Annotated in this window: 19 protein-coding genes; 5 read left to right on the forward strand and 14 right to left on the reverse strand. The window is 68.8% G+C overall.

What is annotated here, in order from left to right; translation table 11 throughout:
- Positions 1 to 236 precede the first annotated feature (236 nt).
- The 10 genes from CRP49_RS08150 to CRP49_RS08190 form a co-directional block, all read right to left on the reverse strand.
- Entirely contained in the window at positions 237 to 1,031 is a 795-nt protein-coding gene (locus tag CRP49_RS08150) for a hypothetical protein (RefSeq protein ID WP_097252802.1), read from the reverse strand.
- A 108-nt stretch (positions 1,032 to 1,139) separates the two neighbouring features.
- Positions 1,140 to 1,772 carry an RNA polymerase sigma factor gene (locus CRP49_RS08155; RefSeq protein ID WP_097252803.1) on the reverse strand — a complete coding sequence of 211 codons (633 nt, stop codon included), beginning with the start codon at positions 1,770 to 1,772 and terminating at the stop codon, positions 1,140 to 1,142.
- A gap of 185 nt (positions 1,773 to 1,957) precedes the next feature.
- On the reverse strand, positions 1,958 to 2,911 hold the full coding sequence (locus CRP49_RS08160; RefSeq protein ID WP_373560334.1) for a L,D-transpeptidase: 954 nt from the start codon (positions 2,909 to 2,911) through the stop codon (positions 1,958 to 1,960).
- A 138-nt stretch (positions 2,912 to 3,049) separates the two neighbouring features.
- Positions 3,050 to 3,493 carry a hypothetical protein gene (locus tag CRP49_RS08165; protein ID WP_097252804.1) on the reverse strand — a complete coding sequence of 148 codons (444 nt, stop codon included), beginning with the start codon at positions 3,491 to 3,493 and terminating at the stop codon, positions 3,050 to 3,052.
- Positions 3,494 to 3,657: 164 nt separating this feature from the next.
- Complete coding sequence (locus CRP49_RS08170; RefSeq protein WP_116129182.1) at positions 3,658 to 3,909, reverse strand: hypothetical protein; 252 nt, start codon at positions 3,907 to 3,909, stop codon at positions 3,658 to 3,660.
- 423 nt (positions 3,910 to 4,332) lie between these two features.
- Positions 4,333 to 4,875, reverse strand: a complete 543-nt coding sequence (locus tag CRP49_RS47765) for an SMI1/KNR4 family protein (RefSeq protein ID WP_257033336.1) — start codon at positions 4,873 to 4,875, stop codon at positions 4,333 to 4,335.
- Positions 4,876 to 5,061: 186 nt separating this feature from the next.
- The gene (locus CRP49_RS08180; protein ID WP_097252806.1) at positions 5,062 to 5,244 is read right to left on the reverse strand and encodes a hypothetical protein; all 183 of its coding nucleotides are present in this window, start codon (positions 5,242 to 5,244) and stop codon (positions 5,062 to 5,064) included.
- Positions 5,245 to 5,732: 488 nt separating this feature from the next.
- Entirely contained in the window at positions 5,733 to 6,023 is a 291-nt protein-coding gene (locus CRP49_RS46425; protein WP_101374354.1) for a hypothetical protein, read from the reverse strand.
- Between the two features lie 95 nt (positions 6,024 to 6,118).
- Positions 6,119 to 6,616 (reverse strand): hypothetical protein, encoded by a 498-nt coding sequence (locus CRP49_RS47770; RefSeq protein WP_257033337.1) that lies wholly within the window; start codon positions 6,614 to 6,616, stop codon positions 6,119 to 6,121.
- 128 nt (positions 6,617 to 6,744) lie between these two features.
- Positions 6,745 to 14,400, reverse strand: a complete 7,656-nt coding sequence (locus CRP49_RS08190) for a DNRLRE domain-containing protein (protein ID WP_257033654.1) — start codon at positions 14,398 to 14,400, stop codon at positions 6,745 to 6,747.
- Positions 14,401 to 15,688: 1,288 nt separating this feature from the next.
- Here CRP49_RS08190 and CRP49_RS08195 point away from each other — a divergent pair.
- Positions 15,689 to 16,210 (forward strand): hypothetical protein, encoded by a 522-nt coding sequence (locus CRP49_RS08195; RefSeq protein ID WP_257033338.1) that lies wholly within the window; start codon positions 15,689 to 15,691, stop codon positions 16,208 to 16,210.
- Positions 16,211 to 16,415: 205 nt separating this feature from the next.
- Positions 16,416 to 19,019, forward strand: a complete 2,604-nt coding sequence (locus CRP49_RS08200) for an FG-GAP-like repeat-containing protein (protein ID WP_257033339.1) — start codon at positions 16,416 to 16,418, stop codon at positions 19,017 to 19,019.
- A gap of 58 nt (positions 19,020 to 19,077) precedes the next feature.
- Here the strand turns inward: CRP49_RS08200 and CRP49_RS08205 are convergent, their stop codons facing one another.
- From CRP49_RS08205 to CRP49_RS08220, 4 genes are all read right to left on the reverse strand, one after another.
- On the reverse strand, positions 19,078 to 19,461 hold the full coding sequence (locus CRP49_RS08205) for a hypothetical protein (RefSeq protein ID WP_179851545.1): 384 nt from the start codon (positions 19,459 to 19,461) through the stop codon (positions 19,078 to 19,080).
- A 146-nt stretch (positions 19,462 to 19,607) separates the two neighbouring features.
- Positions 19,608 to 20,168, reverse strand: coding sequence for a hypothetical protein (locus tag CRP49_RS08210; RefSeq protein ID WP_097252811.1), 561 nt, complete (start codon positions 20,166 to 20,168; stop codon positions 19,608 to 19,610).
- 91 nt (positions 20,169 to 20,259) lie between these two features.
- Positions 20,260 to 20,934 carry a DUF4328 domain-containing protein gene (locus CRP49_RS08215; protein WP_097252812.1) on the reverse strand — a complete coding sequence of 225 codons (675 nt, stop codon included), beginning with the start codon at positions 20,932 to 20,934 and terminating at the stop codon, positions 20,260 to 20,262.
- Between the two features lie 84 nt (positions 20,935 to 21,018).
- Positions 21,019 to 22,677 carry a glycoside hydrolase family 20 protein gene (locus tag CRP49_RS08220; RefSeq protein ID WP_097252813.1) on the reverse strand — a complete coding sequence of 553 codons (1,659 nt, stop codon included), beginning with the start codon at positions 22,675 to 22,677 and terminating at the stop codon, positions 21,019 to 21,021.
- Positions 22,678 to 22,831: 154 nt separating this feature from the next.
- Here CRP49_RS08220 and CRP49_RS08225 point away from each other — a divergent pair, with 154 nt between their 5' ends.
- The 3 genes from CRP49_RS08225 to CRP49_RS08235 all read left to right on the forward strand — a co-directional run bounded on the left by CRP49_RS08225 (position 22,832) and on the right by CRP49_RS08235 (position 24,441).
- Positions 22,832 to 23,380, forward strand: coding sequence for a 2-oxo-4-hydroxy-4-carboxy-5-ureidoimidazoline decarboxylase (locus tag CRP49_RS08225; RefSeq protein ID WP_097252814.1), 549 nt, complete (start codon positions 22,832 to 22,834; stop codon positions 23,378 to 23,380).
- 192 nt (positions 23,381 to 23,572) lie between these two features.
- Positions 23,573 to 23,953, forward strand: a complete 381-nt coding sequence (sdhC, locus tag CRP49_RS08230) for a succinate dehydrogenase, cytochrome b556 subunit (RefSeq protein ID WP_094215381.1) — start codon at positions 23,573 to 23,575, stop codon at positions 23,951 to 23,953.
- A 5-nt stretch (positions 23,954 to 23,958) separates the two neighbouring features.
- Positions 23,959 to 24,441: a succinate dehydrogenase hydrophobic membrane anchor subunit gene (locus CRP49_RS08235; protein ID WP_097252815.1), complete on the forward strand. Its 483-nt coding sequence runs from the start codon at positions 23,959 to 23,961 to the stop codon at positions 24,439 to 24,441.
- Positions 24,442 to 24,459: the final 18 nt, after the last annotated feature.

Raw genomic sequence — 24,459 nt, forward strand, 5'->3', positions numbered from 1 at the left:
TTACGCCTGGCTTCGGTCGGCGCGAAAGGCACGTTACGGCGTGAAACCGTTCCCCGTCCAGGTCGGTAGAAGATGCAACTAACTCGTGACACGCCCAGGTGTGACAGAAAACGCACTCTCGACGCTGAAGGAAGTACGGGCCGTACGGCGGCCCGTGAGCGCGACGGCCGGGGCCTCTCCTGTGGGGGGTGGCGGCCCCGGCCGTTGCCCTGACGCTCGACGGCGGGCGAGCGGAGTCACTTCTTCCCGCCGGACTTACCGGAGTTGGTGGAGCTGGCGGCCTTCGAGTCCGCCTTGCCGCTGTTACCGCTCTTAGCGCTGTCGCTACTTCCGTGCCCATTACCGCTGTTGTGCGGTTTGTCGCTCTTGCCCTTGTTCGCACCATCGGCGAGAGCGATCTGCTCGGAGCAGTAGGCGGCGACGTTCTCCTCGCCGCCCGCGGCCGTGACGAGCCGCTGCCAGGCCGTCGCCTCCAGGGCCTTGCCCCGGTCCTTGATCTGCTCGTAGGCGCGGCAGTGGGCCAGGGTGTCCTTCGCGGTGGCCGGGTGGCCGGGACGCGTCGAAGGGACTCCGGACTCGGGAGCGGTCGGCTTCGCGCTCGGCTGCTCCGGGGCGCTCGACGAGGGCCGCGTCCGCCGTCCGTCGTCGTCCTTCGCGGATCCGACGGAGTCGATCGCGGCGAAGGCGACACCGCCCAGCGTGACGCTCGCGAGGAACACGGAGAGCGTGGCCTTCAGCGAGAGCCGGGCACCGCGCGCCTCCCGGGGCCGCCAGTCGTCCCGGCGCCGGGTCCGCGACGCGTGCGCCCCCGTGTCCCGGGCGGCGCGGAACGCGGCCACGGCGCGCTGCTCGGCCTCGGGGTCGATGCCGCCCGAGGCCGCGCCCGGGCGGAGCGCCGCGGCGAGCCGCGCCTCGAACGCGGCGTCCCGGCCGTCCCGGTCGGCCCGGTCGGCCGGTGCCGGTCCGAGGACGGTGCCGCCAGGGTGCCCGCGCCGGCGGCCGGGCTCGTCGCCGCTGTGCCGTTCACCCATGTCCGTTCCCGATCCTGTTCCTAGTGCGGCCCGCCCAGCCTCTCGGATCCGCCGGAGGCCTCGCCCCACTGCTTCTGCAGAATCCATACGGCTGGTGGCCGTCAGCGTTCATTTCGACTCCCCCAGCGTCCGGGGGCCGTCATCCGTCACACCTGAGTCCGCCGCGTCCCGGACGCCCAGCTGGCGGGCGAGCCGTTTCAGCCCGCGGTACGCGGCCGTGCGGACCGCTCCGGGGCGCTTGCCGAGGACGCGGGCGACGGAGGGTCCGTCGAGGCCGACGACCACCCGCAGCAGCACGGCCTCGGCCTGGTCGCGCGGCAGCGACCGGACCAGTTCCAGGGCGCGCTCGGTGGAGAGGGACTCCAGAGCCTGGTCGTGCGTGCTGTGCGGTCCGGGCAGCTCCAGTACGTCCTGTTCGAGCGCCGCCGCCCGGGGCCGTACCCGCTGCCTGCGCAGGTGGTCCAGGGCCCGGTGGCGGGCGATGGTCGCGCTCCAGCCGCGGAACCCGGCCCCGTCGCCGCGGAACCTGCCGAGGTCGCGGGCTATCTCCAGCCAGGCGTCGGAGGCCACGTCCTCCGCGTCCTCGCCGACGAGGCCGCGCAGATAGCCGAGCAGGCCCGGCTGCACGATCCGGTAGGCCACCGCGAAAGCGTTCTCGTCACCGTCCTGGGCCCGTGCGACAGCCGCGCCCAGCTCCCCGTCCTGCGCCTGCAGGCGACGGGGCTCCCCTCCCTGGCCCAAAGACTGTCCTCGTTCGTACCGAGTGTGTAGCCACCACGAGTGGCGCGTCCCCCGTCGGGCGGCACACTCCGGCCGTGTCCACGCCCTACAAGGTCATCAGCGTCAGGCCTCACAGAAGTGTCACAGCTCCCGGTGCGCTCCCAGGTCGTCCTCACCTGTCCCGTGCCGTGCCCGTGCCCGTGTCGTCAGCCGATGGCGATGCGGGGATGGGCACCGGGCCGGATCCAGGCCATGATCCGGTCCATCGTGGCGCGCGGCACGGACACGCAACCGGCCGTCGCCCCCTTCCCGTTGACGTGCAGGAAGATGCCGGCGCCGCGACCGGGCGTGGCGGGCCACCGGTTGAAGTTGACGACGAGCGCCTTGGCGTACTGGGTCGGGTAGTTGATGAGATGCTCGCTGCCCCGGTCGCCGGACTCGGTGAGCGGGAAGTCGGCGCCCGCCGCGGTGTGCATCGAGTTGTAGTACTTGGACTGGGGGTCCTCCACCCACCAGTCCGAGCTGTTGACGACGTGGTACGGCATGCTCGTCCCGCCCGCCTCGACCCCGAAGCCCTCGGTGAGCGTGTACGTCCCGGAGGGCGTGGTGTACGTCCCCTGCCGCCGCGTCGCCCCGTCCGTGACGCCGTTGGAGCCGACCCGGCCGGCACTCGTGCCGAACTGCGCCTTCCAGCCCGAGGTGCCCTTGGCCCAGGCGGTGACGGTGGCGTAGGAGCCGCTCGCCTTCACGGTGATGAGCTGGGTGGCGTCGCCCGGGGAGGCGGGGACGGGGAAGTTCGGGGCGGCGTAGGCGGCGGGCGGCGCGGTGGTGGCCCGCTGGGTGACGGCCGTACCCGGGGCCGTACTCGGCGAGGCGGAGGCGTTGCCCTTGCCGCCGTCGTCCTTGGCCTTCGATGAAGCGGAGGCAGAGGCGGACGCGGACTTCGACGGCGAGGACGACGACGAAGACGATGCCGATGACGACGGGGAGGCACTCGACGACCCCCCGACCGCGACACTGTCGGACCCGCTCCCGGCCTGCTGCTCGACTGCCCCCTCCCCACCTGGGCCTCCACAGGCCGACGCCGCCAGCAGGACACCGGCGACGGCCGGCGCGACGACGAAGCACGTACGGGCACGGGAACGCGAAGAGGGCAGCACGAAGAGACCCTTCGATGGGCGGCGGGAAGTGAAGGAACGGCCGGAAAACGGCGGCCGACCGGAACGAGGGCCGGTTATACAGCAGCGGTGAACGCGGAGGCGACCGAGAAGACGAACCGGACTCTCCACGCGAACCGCTCACCCGGTACGACGGTCAGCCTGCTCCCGCCGCGCCCGCCCGTGCAGCTTCAGCCAGAAGGTCTGCAACGAGTCCTCCGGACCGCCCGCTTCGAAACGGTTGAGCACCTTGCCGAGCGGGTTCCACACCCGCCCGTCCGGCATGCGCACGCCCGTCGGCTGCCCGAAGTAGGCACGCTGGTCGGCGTCGAAGTCCACCCACACCGCCCCCGCGCGGCGCACGAGCACCTCACCGACGTACGCCCCCAGCCCGAACAGCGCGTCCCGCGCCCGCTCCTGGTCGGCGCCGCCCTTGCGCAGCCCGTCGACCAGGAAGTCCACGACCCGCAGACTGCGCTCGGAGTAGTCCAGCGGCAGCCGGGTGCGGGCGGTGGCACGAGCGACGAAGTCAGCCGCGCACGCACGCATCTCACCCGCGCGCGGTCGTGTGTCCACTCCACCCATGACAACGTTCCCCCGTTCACTCGGATCAGGGGAACAGGACCCCGTTCCCCCGTCCACCAAGCGGAATCCGCCTCTCCCGCATCACGGGTCACAGACGTGTCAATCGCCACACGGGAACTCACACCGGATGCACAACCTTCTTACCCTGCCGTGCGTCGCACAGGTCACTTCACACCGGACGGGAGGGCCACGTTCCCGTCGAACACGCCACGGATGTCGGCCCGTACCTCCTGACTCACCGTTATGTCCCCACCCTGGAACGGCACGAGAAAGGTGAACGCGTACCGGTGTGCCACGACCCGGTACCCCTGCGCCCCGTCGCCCAGATCCCACGTCTCGACGAAGCTCTTGAGCGTGATCCGACCGTCGGTCGCCGTCACCGCCGCCTTGCGCAACTGCCCCAGCACGGGCTCCACTTCGCGCACCGCCCGCTTGAGCGCGGGACGGTCGCGGGCAGCGAGGGGAGGGCGAGCAGCCGAACGAAGCGGGGCGAACAGGGCTCAAGTCTTCCTGCCTCCAGCACCTCGCTGGAGAACCTGTGGGTGGCGGCGAGGAATTCGGCGACCGTGCAGTGGCCGGTCACCGGATCCCATGACCTCGTCACGGTTACCGATTCACCATCGGGGGTGAAATGGATCAGCAGATCGTTCTCCGTGAAGCTGATGCGTCCAGGGATCCATCTCACTGGCCCGTCCCAACTTGGCGAGCTGGTTGCCGGTGAGCGCCCGCAGGGAATCCGGCACAAATGTGATGTCAAGCATGACGCTCCAGAATGACGACCGCCCCCGGGAATCCCGGGGGCGATCGCTTTTCACATGTGGCTGGGACCCAGTGGCCGATCAGTCGATGCGGTCGTCCAGGCCCAGCACCTCCGGGTGGTCGCTGGGCCAGTTCTTGGGCATGCCCGCCACGTCGATGGTGCGCCCGTATACGCCGGCCAGGAACTCCACGGCACCGACCGGGAACTCCGACCAGTCGCCGTTGGCTCCGCGGACGACCACCGGCCATGCGTCCGGGTCCGCGGGGCTCGTCTTCCAGTAGAAGGAGTCCCCCGAATTGGACTCCGCCCAGGAGATCAGGCCTCCCGGCTGCGGGTAGGGGACGTAGTCCTCGGTGTCACCCATCTCGTACAGATCCTGAAGGATCTCGTCCTCCCGGCGCCCGGACGCCCATGACGCCTCGGCGCCGGGCCGGGGAAGGAACACCGTCAGGAAGTCGTCGACGACCAGGATCGGATACGCCTCCGCCAGGGAACGGAAGTCGGAGGGCAGCGCCGTCCCGAGGGCCGCCTCAAGGGCAGCCCAGTCCACAGCGCGCCCCCCTGGCACACGCCACTGCCTCATCGACGGCAGCGCGGCCTCCAGCTCTTCGATTCTCAGCATGTCGCCTCTCAGCTCACGTCCGTCCTACGACGCCTTCAGCTCTTCCACCGTGAAGCTTCGGTGAGCTCCCACATGGAGTCCGAAACGAAGGTGATGTCAAACGTGACGCTCCAAGATGAAGATCGCCCCCGGGATTCCCGGGGGCGATCGTTGTTCACATGTGGCTGGGGTTGATCCGAGGAACGGTCAGTCGAACATGCCGGCGTAGGGGTCCGGCTCACCCGTCCATGGATCCAGACCTTCCTTGACCAAGCGTTGCTTCTCACTCTCGGTCAGGAAGGTTGCGGATTGCCTTCCCCAGAGGGACAGGTCACCGAGGGGACATTCGTCGAAGTCCGCTCGCAGAAGACGCGAGACGAACTCCACCATCCCGCAGTCGTAGCGGCTCCACAGGTCGTCGTCCCTGTTGTAGACCAGGACAGGCCATGTCGCGGGTTCCTCGCCGCAGGCGTCCCAGCACAGGATGTCCGCACTGGAGTCTGCCCCCCAAGCGATCAGCTCGGGGTTCGCCCCCGAATTCGGACTTCGGCTGTTCGCCTCTGGGCTCGGGCTCCTGGATCACCAGATAGTTCTGGATCGTCCCGGACCCGTACACCTCGATGAACTGTCGGTAGTCGCGTGGGAATTCCCTGCGCCACGACTGGTTCATGCGCTTCCAGTCAACCGATACATCAGGTTCGATCGTGGACGGCATGAGCCGCTGAAGCCTCTCCCATTCGGGCACCTCGGTCATCCCTTCCTCTTCGATGATCGCCCCCGGGAATCCTGGGGGCGCCGTTCTTCACATGTGGCTGGGGCTCAGCGGCCGATCAGTCGATGCGGGCGCTCAGGCCCAGCACCTGCGGGTGGTCGCTGGATCATCCATGAATAACACGAATCCCGAACGGGCGCAGGTCATCCTCCAACTCAACCTGGAATCCGCTGAGCAGCAAGGCTCCCGAGAGAGATTTTTGCATATTGGAAGAGAACGTCGCAGCCTGCTCCAGAAAGGGGGACTCCAATTGCTGTGACCGGATCAACTCCGCAACTTTTGATGATACCGAAGCGGGAGATTTCCATGTGATGTACACACCTGCCGCTTCATCGCCACCCTCGTCGACCTCCTCTTGGACCTCGCGAAGGGAGCCCTCGTCCATACGGTCAACCACGACCAATCCTCTTTCTATTTGGTCGTTGGTGAAGCGGTCCGGTGGAGGGACGCCAATCCCTCCACGTACACCTCTCCGTAACAACGCCTTCACCGTCACACGAGACTCAGGCTCCCCAACAAGGTGAAGAAAAGATCCTCTGCGAACGGATCGGCCTCCTTTTGGAAGACCTCGACCAGCGGGGCCATTGCCACCTGGCGCCCCGTCAAGCGAGCCCAGTTGACGGCGTGTTCCGCAGCCTGCTCCGGTGCCAGCATCCAGTCCTCCAGCTGCTGCCCGTCTTCAGCCAGATAGCCCGCCATCGCTTTGGGACTCAGACAGGCAGTCCAAGCCCCATTGGTGGAGTCGGCGGCCTCGATCACCACGCAATCACTGTCCATCACAAATCCGACAAGCGCAGGCTTGCCGGTTTCCTCGGCAAGAGCAAGGGCCAGGTCATCGGCCTCAATGTCAGGCTCCGCCGGATGCTCCCAGACCTGCCAATCTCCCGACAGGCGCCGATTCAGCGTCAGTCCTGGGATCGCCCGTGTACAGGCCAGGCCACCAAGGGGGGAGGCAGATTCGGCAACAGCGAAATATCCCCAATATCCCATCGATTCTCCCGTGTCACTGTTCAGATACCGCGCCGGAGGCGATGCACATCTTACCGCCGTCCAGCGAGCGGGCCCCTCCCGCCATGGAGTGGACAGGAGGGGCCCGTCACGACTTACCGATCACTCATTCACGGAAACACTGGAACAAATATCGGGCCGCCGACAGGACTCGTAGGCGTCCACGGATTATTTGACCAGTCGTGATTGGTGATGTTCCTGTGCCACCAGTCCCGGAATTTATCCAGCGTGCTCGGACCCGGCTCCTTGACAGGCTCCTGAATCGGTTCCGGAACAACGATGGGCGGGGGCGTCGCCTTGGCGGCGGTGTAGACGATTACCCCCTTGTCCGTCGGGTGTGACGTAGCGACCACCGTCTCGTCCGTCTCCTTGACGTACCCGACTGCGGGCATCGACAGATCGAAGCCCGGCACGATGTCGAGGCCCTTGTATGCAGGGTCCTGCTTCATCCGGTCGATGTAGCCGGCCAGTTCTCCCTTGCCGGTGTTTGCGACACCTGCACTCTTGACCTCCCACACGAAGAGCTTGTTGCCCTCCCGGTAGCAGATGTCCGCACGGCCGGGGTTCCCTGTCCCCTTCTTGCTTGCCGAACCGATCTCACACTCGGTTTTCACCTGAAACGCGGCCCAGGGATTGCCTGTACGCATAAGTCCCTGCAACCGGATCACGGAAGCCGCAGCGTCCCGCGCCCGGTTGTGCCTTGACGCGTTGTACTTCCACGGCTTGTCACTCTTGTTGATCGGGTTCGGCGTACGGTTGATCGTGACGGCTGTGCAGCCCCTGACGCCCTCACACATGGCATCGACCGACGTGTGCCCATCGACCTCGACACCCGAAACGGGGTTCCCCCCGGCGAAGGCATAGCGGTTGCCGGTGTAGGGGTCTGCTCCCAGGTCCATGTCGGCAAGGGCGCCGTTGTACATGTCCCGGGTGGTGAAGCGGCCCAGGCCCGGGTCGTAGTCGCGGAAGCCCATGTCGTAGGTGCCGGACTGGGCGTCCCAGCGCTTGGCGTTGAACCGGTACGGGTTGTATGCCTCCTTCGTCGGGTCGGCCGCGTCCGGCTTGTCGATGCCGGTGAACTCGGACGTGTCGTCGGAGCCGTAGGCGGTGTAGCCGTACGTTGCCTTCGTGTCACCGTTCTTGTCCGTGAGGGTCTCGACGTCGGTGTGGCCGTTGTAGCCGTAGTAGCCGTCTTCGGTCGTGCCGTCGCTGTTGTACTTGATCTGCGACAGGCGCTCGCCCCACGGGCTGTACTGGTACGACTTGGTGAGCGTGCCGGCGACCTTCTCGTCCAGGACCTCGTTCGACAGGCCCAGGTACTCGTAGTCCGTCGTCTTGCCGTTGGCGGTCTTCGAGGTGGTCCGGTCGAGCGGGTCGAAGGTGTACGTGGTCGACTTCAGCGCGCCCGTGGCGTCCGTCTTCTGGGACTCCACGATGTGGTCGAAGCCGTCGTACACGCTCCGGGAGATGATCTTCCCGTCCGACGCCGACGTCACCGAATCCTGGCGACCGAACGGGTCGTAGTTGTACTTGGCGACGGCACTACCGACCGTGGCGCTCAGCAGGCGGTTGCGGTCGTACTCGTACGCGGTCGTGGTGCCCTTGACCGTCTCGCTGATGACATTGGCGTTGTTGTCGTGGACGTATGTCTCCGTCCCCGCGCCGTTGCCGGTCTTCACCGCCTGCTTCAGCCGGTCGGACGGGTCGTAGGTGTAGTCCGTGGTGGAGTCGAGGTACGCCGAGTGGTTGTCGGCGTTCATCTTCCTGGCCACGTCCTGCGACTTGTTGCCGTTCGGGTCGTAGGCGTAGGTGTGCGAGTCGACGAGGGTGCCGCCCGGCTTCTTCTCCGTCGCCGACTTGAGAGCTGCGTCCAGGTAGTACGTGTAGTCGACGGTGTTGCCGTTGGCCTTGGTCTCCTGGAGCTCCTGGCCGCGGTCGGTGTACGTGTACGACGTCACCTTCGGCGACGCGTCCGTGGCGGACTTGCCGACCGAGACCGTCTTCACCAGGTCACGCAGGTCGTACGTGTACTTGGAGAACTGATCTGGGTGCGTGATCGTGTCCGACAGGCCGTTCGCGTCGTACGTGTACGACGTCGCCTTCTTCTCCACCCCGGCCAGCGACTCGCTCACCTTCTGGACCTGGTTGAGGCCCGTGTAGGTGATCGCGTACGAGTCGATCTTCGCGGTCGACGAGGTGTCGTCGATCTGGGTCAGGTTGCCGTTGAGGTCGTAGGAGTAGGCGAAGTTGTCCTTCTCCGTGTCCGCCGGGTCGCCGGTGGTGTCACGGACCAGCTTGACCGCGTCCGCGACCACGACTCCGCCGCTGTTCTGGAACAGCTGCAGCTTGGCCGCGTTGCCCTGCTTGAAGGCGAAGGAGCCCAGCGAGACCCAGGTGCCCTGGTTGGCGGTGGCGTTCTGGTCGATCGTCTTGTCGGTCGTCCCGCCGTCGTACGTCACCGTGTACTTCGCCGCCGTCGCGGCGCCCGTCACCTTCGGGAACTTCACGTACGCGGCGTACGTGCCGTCCTTGGGGATGTTGAGCGTCCACGTGTAGGCGTCCGTGCCGGTGCCGGCCGCGTGTGTCTCGTGGTTGTAGCCCTGCTGACCAGTGACGTCTCCCTTCGTCCAGGTGCCGGTCTTCGAGGTGTTCTGGGTATCGGAGTTGTCGGCCAGGACGACCGACTTGCCCGCCGGGACACCGTCGTCCGACCGGGACTTCAGTGAGCCGTCGGGGTAGTACGACCACGACATCGTGCGGTCCGAGGAGCCGCCCGCCGAGGTCAGGGTCCGCTTGGTCTGCTGACCCAGCTCGTTGTAGTCGTAGGTCGTGACGATGTCCCACTGGTCCGCGGACGACCTCACCCAGCCGTTGTCGAAGTAGCTGTAGGTGGTGTCGTTGCGGACGGTTTCACCGTCCGACGGGGGCAGCGAGGTCTTCGCCACCCGGCCGACCTTGTCGTAGACGGTCTCCGTGTAGACGTTCGGGTCGTTGTAGCGGCTGTCCGCCGGGTCATAGGGCTGGTACTGCTTGGCCGGGCGGTTCAGCTCGTCGTACGACGTGCGGACCGTGAAGGCGTCGGCGGAACCGGCCGCCGTCGCGCGCGGCGTGAGCACCTTGGTGGTGTTGCCGACCTGGTCGTACTCGTACTTGGTCGACCGTGTCGTGGTGCCCTCGTGCGGGACCTTGACCTCGGTCTGCTTGCCGCGCTCGTCGTAGGTGATGAGCGTGGAGTTGTTCTCGGCGTCCGTGGCCGAGATGACCAGGCCGTCCTTGTCGTAGCCCTTCTTGGTGGTCTTGCCGGCCGCGTCCGTGACGACCGTGGCCCGGTGGTCCAGGTCGTAGTCGGTCTTGGCGGTGTAGTCGGTCGTGTCGGCCGTCGCGTTCTTCTTCGGGTCGATGACCTTGGTGACGTTGCCGACGTTGTCGTACTCGTACGAGACCTTGTCGGTGTTCGCATTGACCGCGGACGTGAGCTGGTAGATCTCGTCGTAGTTGTTCGTCGTGACGTAGTCGGTCGAATCCGTCGTCGTCGCCGTGCCCTTGGGCTCGGTCGTCGTCTTCAGGTTGCCGGCCTTGTCGTACGTGTACGACGTGGTACGCGCGGCCGTCTGGTTGTTCGCCGGGGCGGTCGCCGAGGTGACCTGGTCCGCGTTGTCGTACACCGCTGTCGAGACGGCGCCGTTGGGTGCCGTCGACCTGGTGACGTTGTCGTTCTCGTCGTACACCGGCGCCGGGGTGGTGATCACGGCACCGGCTTCCTTCGGCACCGTCTTGACCAGCGGACGCCCGTACGTGTCGTACGTCTGCGTGGTCACCTTGTTGTCGGCGTCGGTGACCTGGGTGACCTGGCCCCGGTCGTCGTAGGCGAACGTCGTCGCGAAGCTCTTCGCGTCGGTGATCGTCGCCGGGTAACCGGTGGCCCCGAAGCCGCTGTACGTCGTCGGGTTGCCGTTGGCGTCCGTCGCCTTGGTCAACTCACCGTAGGCGTCGTACTCGTACTTCGTGGTGTAGTCGTCCGGCACCGTGGTGGTCGCGACACCCTTCGGGTCCGTGACCGTCTTCACGTTGCCGAAGCTGTCGTAGCCGAACTGCCAGGCCCGCCCCTCCGGGGAGGTCTTGCGGAACAGGTCGGCCGAGAAGCCGTCCGCGCGCGTCTGGTACTCGTACTTGGACGCGTTCGCCGGCCACTTGGTGGTGTCCGAGACACAGGTGGCCGTCTGGTCCGGGACGCCGGCCTTGTTGTTCTCCGCGTCGCGCTGCCAGAGCGGGTAGCCCGTCTTCTGGTCGTAGCAGTACGCGGTCTTGGCGCCGTTGTCCTCCTCCAGGTACGTGACGTTGTTGTCGGCGTCCCAGCTCATCTTCGTGTTCTGGGACTTGGCGTTGGTCGTCTGGACCGGGCGGCCGAAGTCGTCCGTGACGTACTTCGTGGCGTGCGTCTCGGCGTCCGTGACCGTGGTGTCGGTGAACTTGGTGTTCGCGGTGTCCACCGCGTAGGCGAAGCCGGTGTCACCGTTCAGACGGTCGGTGATCGTCTTCGTCCACCAGTGGTACTTCGGGTCGTCACCGTTCTGCGGCGCGTAGTACGCCAGCTTGGTGTCGTGGCCACGCGGGTCGGTGGCCGTCACCAGCTTGACGTTCTTGTTGCCCTGCGTGGCGTCGTAGGTGAACTTGAAGACCTTCGGCTGGGCGGAGCCGTCGCCGTCGGTGAACCGACCGAGCAGGCCCTGGACCGTGTAGTAGAAGGAGATCTTGCGGCCCGAGATGTCCGTCACGGACTTCACGTGGTCGTAGATGTCCGGGTCGGTCAGGCTGGTGCCGGTGACCTTGGCGCCCGTGCCGTCGATGTAGTCGTACGACGCGTCGCCCTTCTTGTAGTAGTCGAGCGTCAGGGACTGCCGGCCCGCCGGGTCGGTGACGTAGGCGAGGAACTTCGCCGCCTTGCCCTGGGTCTTGTGCTGCTCGTAGGTGTAGGTCTGCGTGTTGCCGTTCTTGTCGACGACAGACGTCAGGTAGCCGTCACAGCCGAAGTAGAACCGCGTACCGTCCGGGCGCAGCAGCGTCCAGGCGTCCGGCACCGGGTCCTTGTCCGGGGTGCAGTCCAGGCCCGCCTTGGCCGTGATGCGGTAGTGGACGCCCGCAGGGGCCTTCCAACTCCCGTCCGGCTGCTTGGTGAACACGTGCGTGGTGCCGTCACCGTCGGGCAGACGGATCTCCGACGCGTTCTGAACCGGGTTGGGGTGGAAGTCCAGCGCCGCACCGAGCCGGATCGGCCCGCCCAGCTGTGCCGACCAGCCCGCGCCCGCGCCACCCGTGGTGTTGTCGGTGTCCAGCGAGTTGTACGCGAACCGCGCGAACGTGGTCAGACCACGGCCCGGGTTGCTGAACGCGTTGTACGACCACACGGTGTTGCCGGAGGCGAGGTTGTTCATCACCGTCGAGCCGGCGCCCGTGTTCTTACCCGTGTACGAGTAGAACTTCTCCAGGCCCAGCGCGTTCGACGTCGGGTCCTCCACCGCCACGTTCTGCTTCAGCGGTGGAATGCCGCCGGTGCCGGCCGACAGCCAGCTGCCGTCGGAGACCTTCTTGACGTCCCAGCCGAGTACGTACTTGGTGCGCTTGCTGCCCGAGTCCGCGTTGATGGGCGTCTTGACCTGCGCCTGGATCGTCGTCGACTGGCCCGGGGACAGCGACGGGATCGCCGTGGACAGCTGGTTGCCGCCCGTCGTCGCGTCCGTGCCGTCGGGGAGCTGCCAGGTGTACGACAGGACCCGCTCACCGCTCGCCCACGCGCTCGACGTGGTGTTGGTGACCGTGAAGTCCACCGTGTACGTCGAGTTCGGGGTCATACGGGCCGGAGTCTGCGGCGCGTAGTACGTGTCGTCCGTCGTGGAGTCGACGTAGATGACGCGCAGCAGCGGGCCGATCTGCGGGTCGGCGGCCTCCGAGGCCAGGAACATCGTCTGCTCCTGCGGACCCGTGGAGGTCTCGTCCTTCAGCTTGATCAGGGCGCCGTGGTTGGAGGACGGGGTGCGGGTCCAGCCCTGGGTGAGGGAGGTCGCGTCCCACCAGTGGCGGCCGACGTCCGAGACCGTGCCGACGGTGTCGGAGACGGTCGCCGAGTAGTCGCCGCCCGCCGTCGTCCACGCCGTGCCGGTCGCGGCGTTGTTCCAGGTGGCCTGCGTCTCGGTGAAGTCCTTGTTCAGGCCGTGGAGTTCGTAGATCGCGCCGTTGGTCTTGGTGGTGGTCTCCGCGCCCCACATGAAGAGGCGGGACTCCAGCACCGTGGCCGTCGTCGGGATCGCGCTGGTCGGGAACTTCATGACCGCGCGGGTCTTCTCGGTGGAGTTCGTGGGCGTGTTGTTGCCCACGCTCAGCCACTTCTGGCCCACGCCGTCCCGGCTGATCGTGTCCAGGTTGGTGGTCGGCGTCGCGGAGGACAGGGTCGTGTCCGTGACGCTGCCCGCGGTGCCCTGGATCAGGCTCATCGTGCGGCCCGCCTTGGGCACACCGACGATGCGGGTGGGCGAGCCGAGGAGCTGGCCGCCCTTCGTCTTCACCGCGAGCTGGTAGTAGTACGACCGCCCGATCTCCACCGAGGAGGAGTCCGGCGTCGGGGTCGCGGTGGTGTCCGTGTACGCCGTCGACGACTTGTCGATCGGGGCGACGAGCGTGGCCGCGGACGGGGTGAACGCCTGCTGCGTGGAGCGGTGCAGCTGGTACTCGACGATGTCGTTGCTCGGGTCACCGGTGGTGTTCGAGTACGCCTTCCAGGACAGCTCCGGGCCGGTGCCGTGGACCACGGTGGGCGAGTTCAGCGTGGTGCCGACCTTGTCGTACGTCACCGTCAGCCGCGGGATCGTGGAGGTCTCGCCGCCGTAGTCGCCGTCGCCGGCCTCGTAGCGCGGACCGCCCATCGGGCCGGCCGTCGTCTCGTCGGCGGCCTTCAGCACGAACCCGTTGTTGACCGAGGTGCCGTCCAGCCACTGCTGGACCGTGTCGGTCACCGGGAACTTGTGCCACTGGCTGTACTCGCCGATGTCCTTGTTGATCATCGCCGGGTTGGTGAGGCGGACCGCGTCCGCGATCACGGCCGTGGACGCGGAGGCCGGGCCGTCGCCGAGGACGACCTTGCCCGCCGTGCCCGCCGCGAAGTCGATCTGCGCGCCGCCCGCCAGCGGGGCCCAGACACCGTTGGTGCCGGACTGCTGGTTCACCGTATAGGTGGTGGAGCCGGTCTTGGACGTCACCGTGTACGGGGCGTTGGCGGCACGGTCGGTGGCCGCGACGTAGTGCACGTCGACCTGGTACGTGCCCGCGTCCTTGATGTTCGGCTGCCAGGTGTAGGTGTCCCCGGCGACCGTGTCCTTGTTGTAGCGGTAGTCGCCGCCGATGCCGTACTGCGCGAGCGAGGACGTCGTCGCCGGCCAGGAGCCGGTGGCCGCCGTGGTGCCCGCGTCGCCGTCGTCCACCGTGTAGCTGGTGCCGGACAGCTCACCGACGGACGAGCTGGTGTTGTTCCAGTTCGCCGTCGTCTCGTCCCAGGTTCCGGTCGCCCGGTGCACCTCGACCGGCACCTTCGTGCCGCCGCCGTCGTGGGCGTTGTCGAAGTACATCTCCAGACGCGCCGAGTCGATCTTCGTGCCCGAGGGGATCTCGCTCAGCGGGAACTTGATCAGGGAGCGGGCCGTACCGGTGGCCGTGCGGCCGACCGACAGCTTCCAGGAGGTGTTGAAGTTCGCCGTCGGCTGGTCCGACAGGACCATCGTGTCCTGCGAGTCCGTCGGCGACGGCGCGATCGTGATCGTCGGGTCGATCACCACCGGGTACTGGCGGTCCTTCGAGGCCAGCCACTTCGGGTCCGGGGTCACGGTCAGCTTCCAGGACCTGCCGTCCTTCGTGAGCTTCTGGGTGACCTTCGTGCTGTAGGTCTTGCCGAAGACGGACTTGTCCGCCTTCTTCGCGTCCGTCATGTACGGCGCCGGGATGACCATCACCGGCGTGTTCGGCAGCGCACCGTACAGCGCGATCGAGCCGTCCTTGCGGGCCCGCGGCACCAGACCGTCGGTGTCCAGCGTGAACGTGAACTTCAGCGGACCGGCGGGGCGTTGGGCGAGGGTGATGTTCTCCTTCACCCGGCCGGGGCCCACCCCGTACTCGAGGTCCGCGCCGTGCACGGCGTCCTTGTAGGTGACGGTCGAGCCCTTGGCCACCGGCTTCAGGGAGCCGTCCGCGCCCTGCAGGCCCAGCGTGACCGCGCGGCCGTCGGGCGACCGGAAGCGCACCAGTCGGTCCGCGTCCGAACCGAACCAGCTGCGGCCCTCGTTCGTCGTGTTGGCGAAGTCGAAGCCCTTCGCGTCCGTCGCGTGGACGGCGGTGTCGATCGCCTTCCAGGCCGCCTTCTTGCCGGAGCCCGAGCGGTACGAGGTCGGCACGGCCGACAGATCCGCCTGCACCCGGCCGTCGGACAGCTGCCAGAAGCGCGCGGTCGAGGTGCGCCGGCTCTTCAGCTCCTTGACCCGCTTGGCCTTCGGGGCCTTCCTGCCCTTCGGCAGCTTCTGCCGGTCGGCCACGTCCAGCTCGTCGTGGGACGGCGGCTTGGCGAGCGGGTGCTCGTCGTCGACGCCGAGCCAGCCCTTGACGGTATCGACTATTCCTTTTCCGTCACCGTCGTCCGAATCGGACGCCGCATATGCGGCCTGTGGCAGCGCGGTACTTGCCACCGCGGACACCACCAGGCACGCAATTAGCCTGCCCAATCTGGGTTTCACTGCAACCCTTTCCTCATGTCTGACGTCGTAAACATCGACCGGAAACGTGTGGCTCACCCCATGACGGGCAGGCCACACGTAGCGGCGCCGCGGTTGTAATCACGCAGGTGAGGGCGTGTCAATCGACCTCACAGATCCCGACAGTTCGCCCATCGCGGGAAATCGGCGCCCGGTTTGTCCACCCGGTGGCGCGCCTTGTCCGCCGTCCTGTATAAGAGCCCGGATCCAAGAATTCCGGCGCACGCCCGCGAATTCCGAACGGCCGATTCAAAAGGGACTTTTCATGGGCGCTGAAGAGCGGGAAATGGCGGTGGACACGGCCGAGACCGGGGAGACCGGGGAGACCGGCGGGAATTCCGGACCCGGTGACACGGCGCGTGCGACCCGCCCGGACCGCACCGGCGTCCTCATCGCCGGCGCCCTGCTGGCCGCCTGCGGCGGGCTCGTCCTCTACGGCGTGCTCGACACCGCCGACAAGCCGGGCAAGCCCCCGGTCCCGACCGCCGCCGTGACCTACGAGGTCACCGGGAAGGGCACCGCCGACATCGCCTACCAGGGCCGGAGCGAGGGCGGGACCGCGACGGTCGACCGTGCCGTCGCGCTGCCGTGGAAGAAGACCGTTCAGGTGCCGCTCGGCAGGCCGCCGCTGGTCTCGATCACGCTCGGCGAGAAGGGCGGACAGGCCAGCTGCTCGCTCGCCGTGCGCGGCGAGCACGTCCAGACCGCCTCCGCGTACGGCAGGTTCGGGCGCGCCACCTGTCAGGCCGAGCTGGCCTCGCCCGAGCTGTCGGGGGCCGCGGGGTGAGTGCCCCGCCTGTCACGCGGGCCGGGTGAGTGCCCCGCCCGCGTGACGCCCGGGGCACCCCGTGCGCTTTACAACTGCCGCCTGTGTGACAGGTGGTGTCACCGTGTTGATTTTCTAGGGGTGGGACACTTTGAGTCCTCGCAGGACCCATGCGTACAGACCGCTCAGCCTCCAGCGGAGGGCGTGGCTGACACTCGGAGCCGTCGTGCTGGGCGGTGCCGGAGTCGTCACCTACGCGGTCGCGGATCCGGGCGCGCACCACGACGGCAAGGGTGCGGGCCGCAGCGCCTCCGTGCACACGCTGAAGCTGGCCGACCAGGGCGGCGGGCACCGGGGGCTGGCCAAGCGGGACACCGAGCGGTTCAGCGCCGCCCTGCTCACCTGGGACGACGAGCACGCCGGGCTGAAGGGCACGCCCGAGATCCGCTACCGCTCGCGGGAGACCGGTGAGTGGTCGGGCTGGCAGCGGCTGCCCGACGACCCGTTCTCGGCCGACGGCACGGAGGGCACGCGGGCCCGCGCCCGCGGCGGCACCGGGTCGATGTGGACGGGCGACGCGGACGGCATCGCCGTCCGGGTGGTGAAGCCCGACGGCACTCCGGCTCCCGGACTGCCGGCCGGCCTGGACGTCAAGCTGCTCGACCCCGGCACGGATCCGGCGGGCAGCACTCAGCCGGCCGCGTTCGCGGCGGAGACGACGACTCCGGCGCCGTCCGACTCGTCGTCAGCCTCGGACGCGTCGTCACCGACGGACTCTCCGGCGCCCAGTGACCCGGCGTCAGCATCCGCGTCCGCATCCGAGTCCGCGTCGGACTCCGCGTCCCCCTCGGCGTCCGAGTCCGCCTCCCCTTCCCCCTCCAGCACGGTCCCGGCCCCGCGCCCCTCCACGGTCGCCAAGCCGCCGGTCATCACGCAGGCCGAGTGGGGCGCCTCCACCGACTACGACGGCACGCCGAGCTACGGCACCGAGATCAAGGCGGCCGTCATCCACCACACCGGCGTCGACAGCGACAACAAGCTGTCCTGCGCCGACTCGCGGGCCCGGCTGCGCACCATCCAGCAGGAGCACTTCTCCCGCGGCTACTTCGACATCGGCTACAACTTCGTCGTCGACCGGTGCGGCCAGATCTTCGAGGGCCGCAGCGGCGGCATGGACCTGCCGGTGGTCGGCGCGCACGACATCGGGTTCAACACCAACACGGTCGGCATCTCCTACATCGGCAACTATATGAGCGCGCAGCCCAGTCGCGCGGCTCTGGACTCCATCGCGCGGATCGTGGCGTGGAAGTTCGGGATGTACGGCATCGACCCGACGGGCAAGGTCACGCTGACCTCCGGCAGCGACGCGGGCGTCGACGGCAACAAGGTCGCGAAGGGCACGTCGATCACGCTGCCGCGGGTGTTCGGCCACCGGGACACCAACGCCACCGCCTGCCCCGGCGACAACCTGTACAGGAAGCTGTCCCTGATCGCCGCGCTCGCCAGGACTCCCGGTGTCTCGCACGCCCTGCCCACCTCGGACCGCGACCGGGACGGCCTGCCCGACCTGGTGGCGGGCACCCCGAAGGCGAACTCGGTGACGGTCGTGCCGGGCGGGGTCGACGGGCCGGTCACGGCGAAGAAGGTCACGCTGACCCAGAACAGCCCGGGTGTGCCCGGCACCTCCGAATCGGGTGACGGCTTCGGCACCTCGACCGCCTGGGGCGATGTCAACGGCGACGGGTACGCCGACCTCGCGATCGGCGCGCCCGGCGAGGACGACACCAGCGGCAACGCCGACCGCGGCCAGGTCACGGTCCTGTACGGCCCGGCCCTGAACACCGGCTTCTCGTACACCACGTCCGGGGTCACGGCGGCGGGCGCGGGGCTCGGCTCCACCGTCACGGTCGGCGACTTCAACGGCGACGGCAAGGCGGACGTCCTCTCCGCCGGCACCGGCAAGGGCGGCACCTGGAACGTCCGGCTGACCGGCGGCGCCACGTCGTCCGGCACCCTCACCACCGCCACGGGTGCGGTGGCCCAGCTGGACGCGGCGACCGGCGACTTCAACCGGGACGGCTACGCCGACGTCGCCCTCAACTACCGGGACGCGGGCGGCATCGGGCGCGTGGTCCGGTTCGCGGGCTCGGCGACCGGCCTGACGAAGGCCGGCGTCATCTCGGTCAAGGGCGGCCGGTCGATCGCCGCGGGCGATGTGGACGCCGACGGCTACGACGACATCGTCATCGGGCAGCCGTACGCGAGCGAGTCCGGCGGCAAGGCGGGCGGCCAGGTCACCCTGGTGCGCGGCTCGGCGACCGGGTTCACCACCACCGGCCTGATCACGGTCCACCAGGACACCTCCGGCGTCCCCGGCGCCGACGAGTCCGGCGACGCGCTCGGCGCCTCCGTCTCGGTCGGCGACTACGACGGCGACGGCTACCCGGACGTGCTCGCGGGCGCCCCCGGCGAGGACATCACCCGCGACGGCGTGAACCGCTCCAACGCGGGCTCGGCGGTCCTCCTCAAGGGCGGCTCCACGGGCCTGACCGGCTCCGGCGCGGTCGCCGTCTCGCAGGACACCTCCGGTGTCCCGGGCGCCACCGAGTCGGGCGACCAGCTCGGTTCGTCGGTGTCGCTGACCGACCTGTCCGGGTACGGCCGCGCCGATCTGACGCTGGGTGTCGCGGGCGAGGACGGCGGCGACGGCATCCTGATGTACCTGCCGAGCAACAGCACCGGGCTGGGCTACGCGCAGACGACGGTGCTGAGCAAGGCGGTCCTCGGGACGCCGACGGCCGCGGCGCTGGGCACGACCCTGACGCCGTGACGGCGGCTTGACTCCTCCGGCCGGGACCCGCTCGTGCGAGGGGGTCCCGGCCGGGCGTTCATCCGGAGGCGGTCGCGTCCCGGCACAGCAGGCGCAGCGAGCCGTTGCCCGCGAAGCAGCGGCGGGCCTCCTCCAGCGGGTCCCACAGCTTGCCGTCGGGCGTGCGGATCCAGTGGTCGCCGCCGGTCGCCCACCACTCGGCGCCGGTCTGGCGGACGATGACCTCGCCGGCGTAGGCGCCGAAGCCGCGCAGCACGTTCTCGACCGCCGCGTAGGGCGGTTCCTCGCGGCGTATCTCGTCGATCATCCGGTCCACCCGCCACAGGCTCTGTGCCGAGTAGTCGAGCCGCACCCGCGCGCCCTCACGCATGGTCGCCACCGCGTCGGCCGCCCACCGGACGGGCTTCGCCGCGGCGTGCGGCCGGGTCTCCTGTGCTGTCACGTACTGCGCTGTCACATAGGAAGAAGCGGGCCGGGCCGGGCATCCGTCACGCGGATCGGAGCCGTTTCCGCAACCGGTGCAGGACCGCCCCACGGCCACCGCACGACGGGCACAGGACTCCCCCAGAAGCGGGGTTTGAAATCCGGTCAGCCCCGGCTGCGGGCCCGGCGGGACACCACCGCCTGCAGCACCCGGCGCCCCTCGACCGAGACGTCGAGGGCGCGGCGCAGGCCGTTCGTGCCGTGCTCGGCGAGGAGTTCCAGGACGACGACCTGGCGGCGCAGCTCGGCGGCGACCAGCGGGGACACGTCCGCGGCGACGCCGCCCGCGCGCCCGGCCTCCAGGCCGTCGGCCGACGAGCCGTCGCCCGCGGCCGGGTCGAGGAGCCGGTGGATGCGCAGGGAGGCGACGGAGCAGGCGTCGGCCCAGGCCCGTATCGCCTCGGCGGTGCGCTCGGCCGGGGCCGCGTCCAGCATGCGGTGGGCGAGATGCTCGGCCTCGTCCTCGCCGGCCTGCGCCGGACCGAGCGCGCCGCGCGCCTTCTCCAGGCCGGCGGTCCACTCGGAGCCGTCGGCGATGCTCGCCCACATCGGGCGCAGCACCTCGTCGTCACCCCCGAGCAGCGGCACGCACCGATCCAAACAAGCCAGCCCACTGGCAGCCAGTCCGCGTTCGTCGGCCTGAGCGATCAGTTCCACCAGGCTCATGAAAGCCTCCCTCGCCAGGGCGCCGCCTTTACGGAGCCCGCACTTCCCCTTACTGCGTGCGACGGCGAGAGAGTGTCACATCAGTGGGTTTTCAGCCAAGAGCCGGGACGAGCATCGGGCCGGCGAGGGCCTTCTGGTGCTGCATGCGGGTCAGCCGCAGTACGACGAGGACGGCGAGCCCGGCGGCCACGATGTCGACGGCGTCCGAGATCATCACCTCCAGCGCCGCTTCCCGGAAGTCGGCCGCGGTGTGCGCCGAGCCGTAGGCCCTCTGCATGAGCCAGCCCACCTGGCTGGTCACGAGCCACAGCGCCCACCAGAGGTTGACCAGCCCGTGCCGCGGGCGAGCACCCGCGGGGCCGCTGGCGTCCCAGACGTCCAGGACGACCCGGCGCGGGTACCAGAAGTTCGCCAGCGGCACGACCCAGCCGGCGATCACCCAGGCGCGCGCCTTGCTGTGGCCGTCCGGGCGGAACACCTCGGCGTTCACCCGCACCCGGTAGAGCCAGACGAGGAACACGACAGCGCAGACCAGCCACATCGCCGTCTGCGCCACCCCGGACGCCGTGTACAGGGTGTCCGCGTGGTGGGCGCGCCCGGTCAGGGCCGCGCCGAAGGCACCGGAACCCCGCGCGAGGTCGTCCGCCACCCGGTACACGCCGAAACCCGCCCCGATGGCGAGCAGATCGGTCAGGGCGACCAGGCCGAGCAGCACGACGGTGGCCCGGCCGAGCCCGAGCGGCGAACGCAAGCGTGGAACAGACATGAACCGAGACCCCCGTGTCCCCCTGTATGTGCTTCAGCACGCGGAAGATACGGTTCATCGGCCCCGTACGTCCACCCGAACGGGTCAGCCCAGCCGGTCCGCCAGCTGCCTGAACTGCGCCCAGGACAGAGCGGGCGCACCCGGGTCCCACAGTTTCTGCACGGTGGCCCTGAGCGGCATCCGTATCCCGGCGGCGACCTGTGCCTCGGTCTGGGCGTTGGGGAAGTCGGACCACACCGCGAAGGACCCGCCAAGTATCTGCCCGTCGTAGCTCGCCGGTACGGCGGTCGTGCCGCGCAGCACCCGCGGGTTCCACTGCTCGTAGATGCGCTGCCCGGTCGGATAGACGAAGGTCTGCGGCTGCCCGAGGACGTAGTACAGGAACTCGTCGTTGTAGTTGAGCACCTTGCGGCCCGCGCTCAGGTACTCCACCGGCTGCCGGGCGCCGATCTCCTTGCCGGTCCAGTAGGCGACCTGGAGGTCCTTGGCGGGCTGCACCGAGGTGTTGCGGAAGAAGCCGTCGTTCCAGGCCCGCATGGTCCGGTCGTGGGCGCGCACGGTGGCGGCCCGGTCGTTCAGCCAGCCGGTGGCGAGGTCGGCGACGGTCGCGCCGGAGCCGAACTTCTGCTGCGCGGCGGCCGCCAGCTGCGGATACGACGCCTGCGGGTTCGCCACGGTCAGCGCCTGGTACTCGTCGCCGCCGAGGTGCCACTGGTTGCCGGTGAAGAGCCCGGCGTACTCGTTGAGCAGATCGTCGACGATCTTCGCGGAGGCGGCCTTGGAGATGTCGATCGCGCCCCGGGTGGCGGCCCCGTTCACGTTGCGCAGCTGCAGGTCGGGGTGGGCGGCGATGACCGCGCCCAGATGCCCGGGCGAGTCGATCTCGGGCACCACGGTGATGTGCCGGGCGGCCGCCAGGTCGACGATCTGCTTGACCTGCGCCTTGGTCAGATGGTCCTTGGAGACGATCTCGGGGTGGCTGCTGGACTCGATCCGGAAGCCCTGGTCGTCGGAGAAGTGCAGCCCCAGCTCGTTGAACTTCAGGTCCCCCAGCTCGCGTATCCGGTCCTCGATCCAGGACGCGGTGTACGGCTTGCGCGCGATGTCCAGCATGAAGCCGCGCGCCGGCTTCGCGGGCTCGTCCCGTACGACACCCTCCGGCGCCGTACCGCCGCCGTGGACCTCCTGCTTGAGGGTGCGGGTGCCGTAGAAGACGCCCGCGTCGCCCGGCCCGCTGATGTCGACCCGCCCGCCGCGCACGGTCATGGTGTACGACTCCGGGTTGCCGCCCCCGCTGCCCAGGGCCAGCCGCAGATCCCCGGCCCGTACGTCGTCCTTCTCCCCCGCGTACGCCAGTCCCAGCTCACCGGCTATCAGCCGCCCCTCGTCGGCCAGCTCCGGATCGCTCACCACCACCCGCTCGCCCCGCTGCGGCCGCCAGCCGGGACCGCGCGCCGGGGTGTGGGAGCGCACCGCGGGTATGGTGCGCGGCGCCTGGGAGAGCGGATAGGACCGGCTGGGCGTGGGACTGCTCGGCGTGGCGGCGCGACTGGACGCGGCGCTGGAGGCCCGTTCCGACGGCGCCCGCACCGCACTCCCGGCCGGTTTCCCGCTGCCGCCGTCCGCCGAGGCCCACACGCCGACGCCCACGCCGAGCGCGACGGTCCCCACGAACGCGGTGGCTATCACCGCTCGCTTCCGCCTCACCTGCTGCGCCGAGGCCCGGCGCCTGTGCTGGCTCACTCAGCCAACGTACGGCCGATCGGCGGTTCATTCGTCACCGAGACGTTCTGAAACTCTCCCGTTCGAGTGAAATTCGGGCATCCGTCGGACACAGAGTGACCACTCTCGATAACGTGACGACACACCTTTCACGGCATCCCCTGCCACACCACATGTGACGCGAGGACCCACGCTGCCTGCGCACCGTCTCCCGTATCTCCCCAAACCGCTGGACGCCTTCAACGCCGCTCCGGCTGACGAGGCCCGCGCCCTGCTCCTCCACTGCCTCCGCAGCCTGCCCTGGTCCCGCCGACTGACCGACCACCGCCCCTACCCCGACCTGGACTCCCTCCTGGCAGCGGCGGACGAGGCGGCGTACGACCTGTCGCCGGGGGATCTGGCCGAGGCATTGGCGAGCGAGTCGCTTCCGGAGCTGCCGGAGGCCACATACTCCGCTGCCCACACGGCGCTGAGCGCGGCTCGTGCGGCCTACGAGGCCCGATTCGGACACGCGTTCGTCATCTATCTGGGTGATTGCCCCCGTGAAGAAGCCCTCGATCGCATCCTCGAGGGCATCCGATCACGATTGGCAAACGATCCCGAGGAAGAGCGGATCGTGGCAGCGGAGGAACTCCGGCGCCTGGCAAAGGAGCGGTTGGCACAACTCCTCAGGGGCGCGGGGAACTGCGCGACCAGCCACAACGCACCCGCACCCGGCAAATAACCGGACAGGCCACCCCAGTAGCCGCACACCCGCTAGCCCATCCGATGCCAGTTTGATCACACAGGTAGGCCCCCCGTAAGCCCAGCGGCAGCGCCTCGCTACGATGCTGGGGGCCGGTGGACCGTACCCGGCCGGGCCCGACCGACACCGAAGCCGGCGCGGCCCTAGTCCCCGCTCCCGGAGGGTTCTTCCGTGCCGGCTGGAACGCTGTACCGCGGCCGGGAAGGAATGTGGTCCTGGGTGGCTCACCGAGTCACCGGCGTCCTCATCTTCTTCTTCCTGTTCGTTCACGTCCTGGACACCGCACTTGTGCGTGTCTCCCCCGAGGACTACGACAAGGTCGTAGCCACGTACAAGACGCCGATCGTCGCGCTGCTGGAGTACGGCCTCGTCGCCGCCATCCTCTTCCACGCGCTCAACGGCCTGCGCGTCATCGCCGTCGACTTCTGGTCGAAGGGCCCGCGCTACCAGAAGCAGATGCTCTGGAGCGTCGTCGGCATCTGGGTCGTCCTGATGGCCGGGGCGATCTACCCGGTCCTCGGCCACGCCGCTCGTGTTCTGTTCGGGAGCTGACGCAGATGTCGACCACTGAAACCACCGCAGCCGGCGTCGGCCCCGTCGAGGGCGCCCCCGTCTACACCGTCGACAACCCGGCCCCGCTCATCGAGGCGCCGCGCAAGCGGACCAAGAAGACCCCCAAGTCCACGCGGGGCAACTTCGAGATGGCGGCCTGGCTGTTCATGCGCCTGTCCGGCATCGTGCTGGTCGTCCTCGTCCTCGGCCACCTGCTGATCCAGCTGGTGCTGGACGGCGGCGTCTCCAAGATCGGCTTCGCCTTCGTGGCCGGCCGCTGGGCGTCCCCGTTCTGGCAGGTCTGGGACCTGCTGATGCTGTGGCTGGCGATGCTGCACGGCGCCAACGGCCTGCGCACGGTCATCAACGACTACGCGGAGCGCGCGAGCACCCGGCTGTGGCTGAAGGGCCTGCTCTACACCGCCACGGTGTTCACCATCCTGCTGGGCACGCTGGTGATCTTCACCTTCGACCCGAACATCCGCTAGGCACGGGGCTGCGAGAAT

This window comes from Streptomyces sp. Ag109_G2-15, from assembly GCF_900215565.1.
GTDB classification, from domain to species: Bacteria; Actinomycetota; Actinomycetes; order Streptomycetales; family Streptomycetaceae; genus Streptomyces; species Streptomyces diastatochromogenes.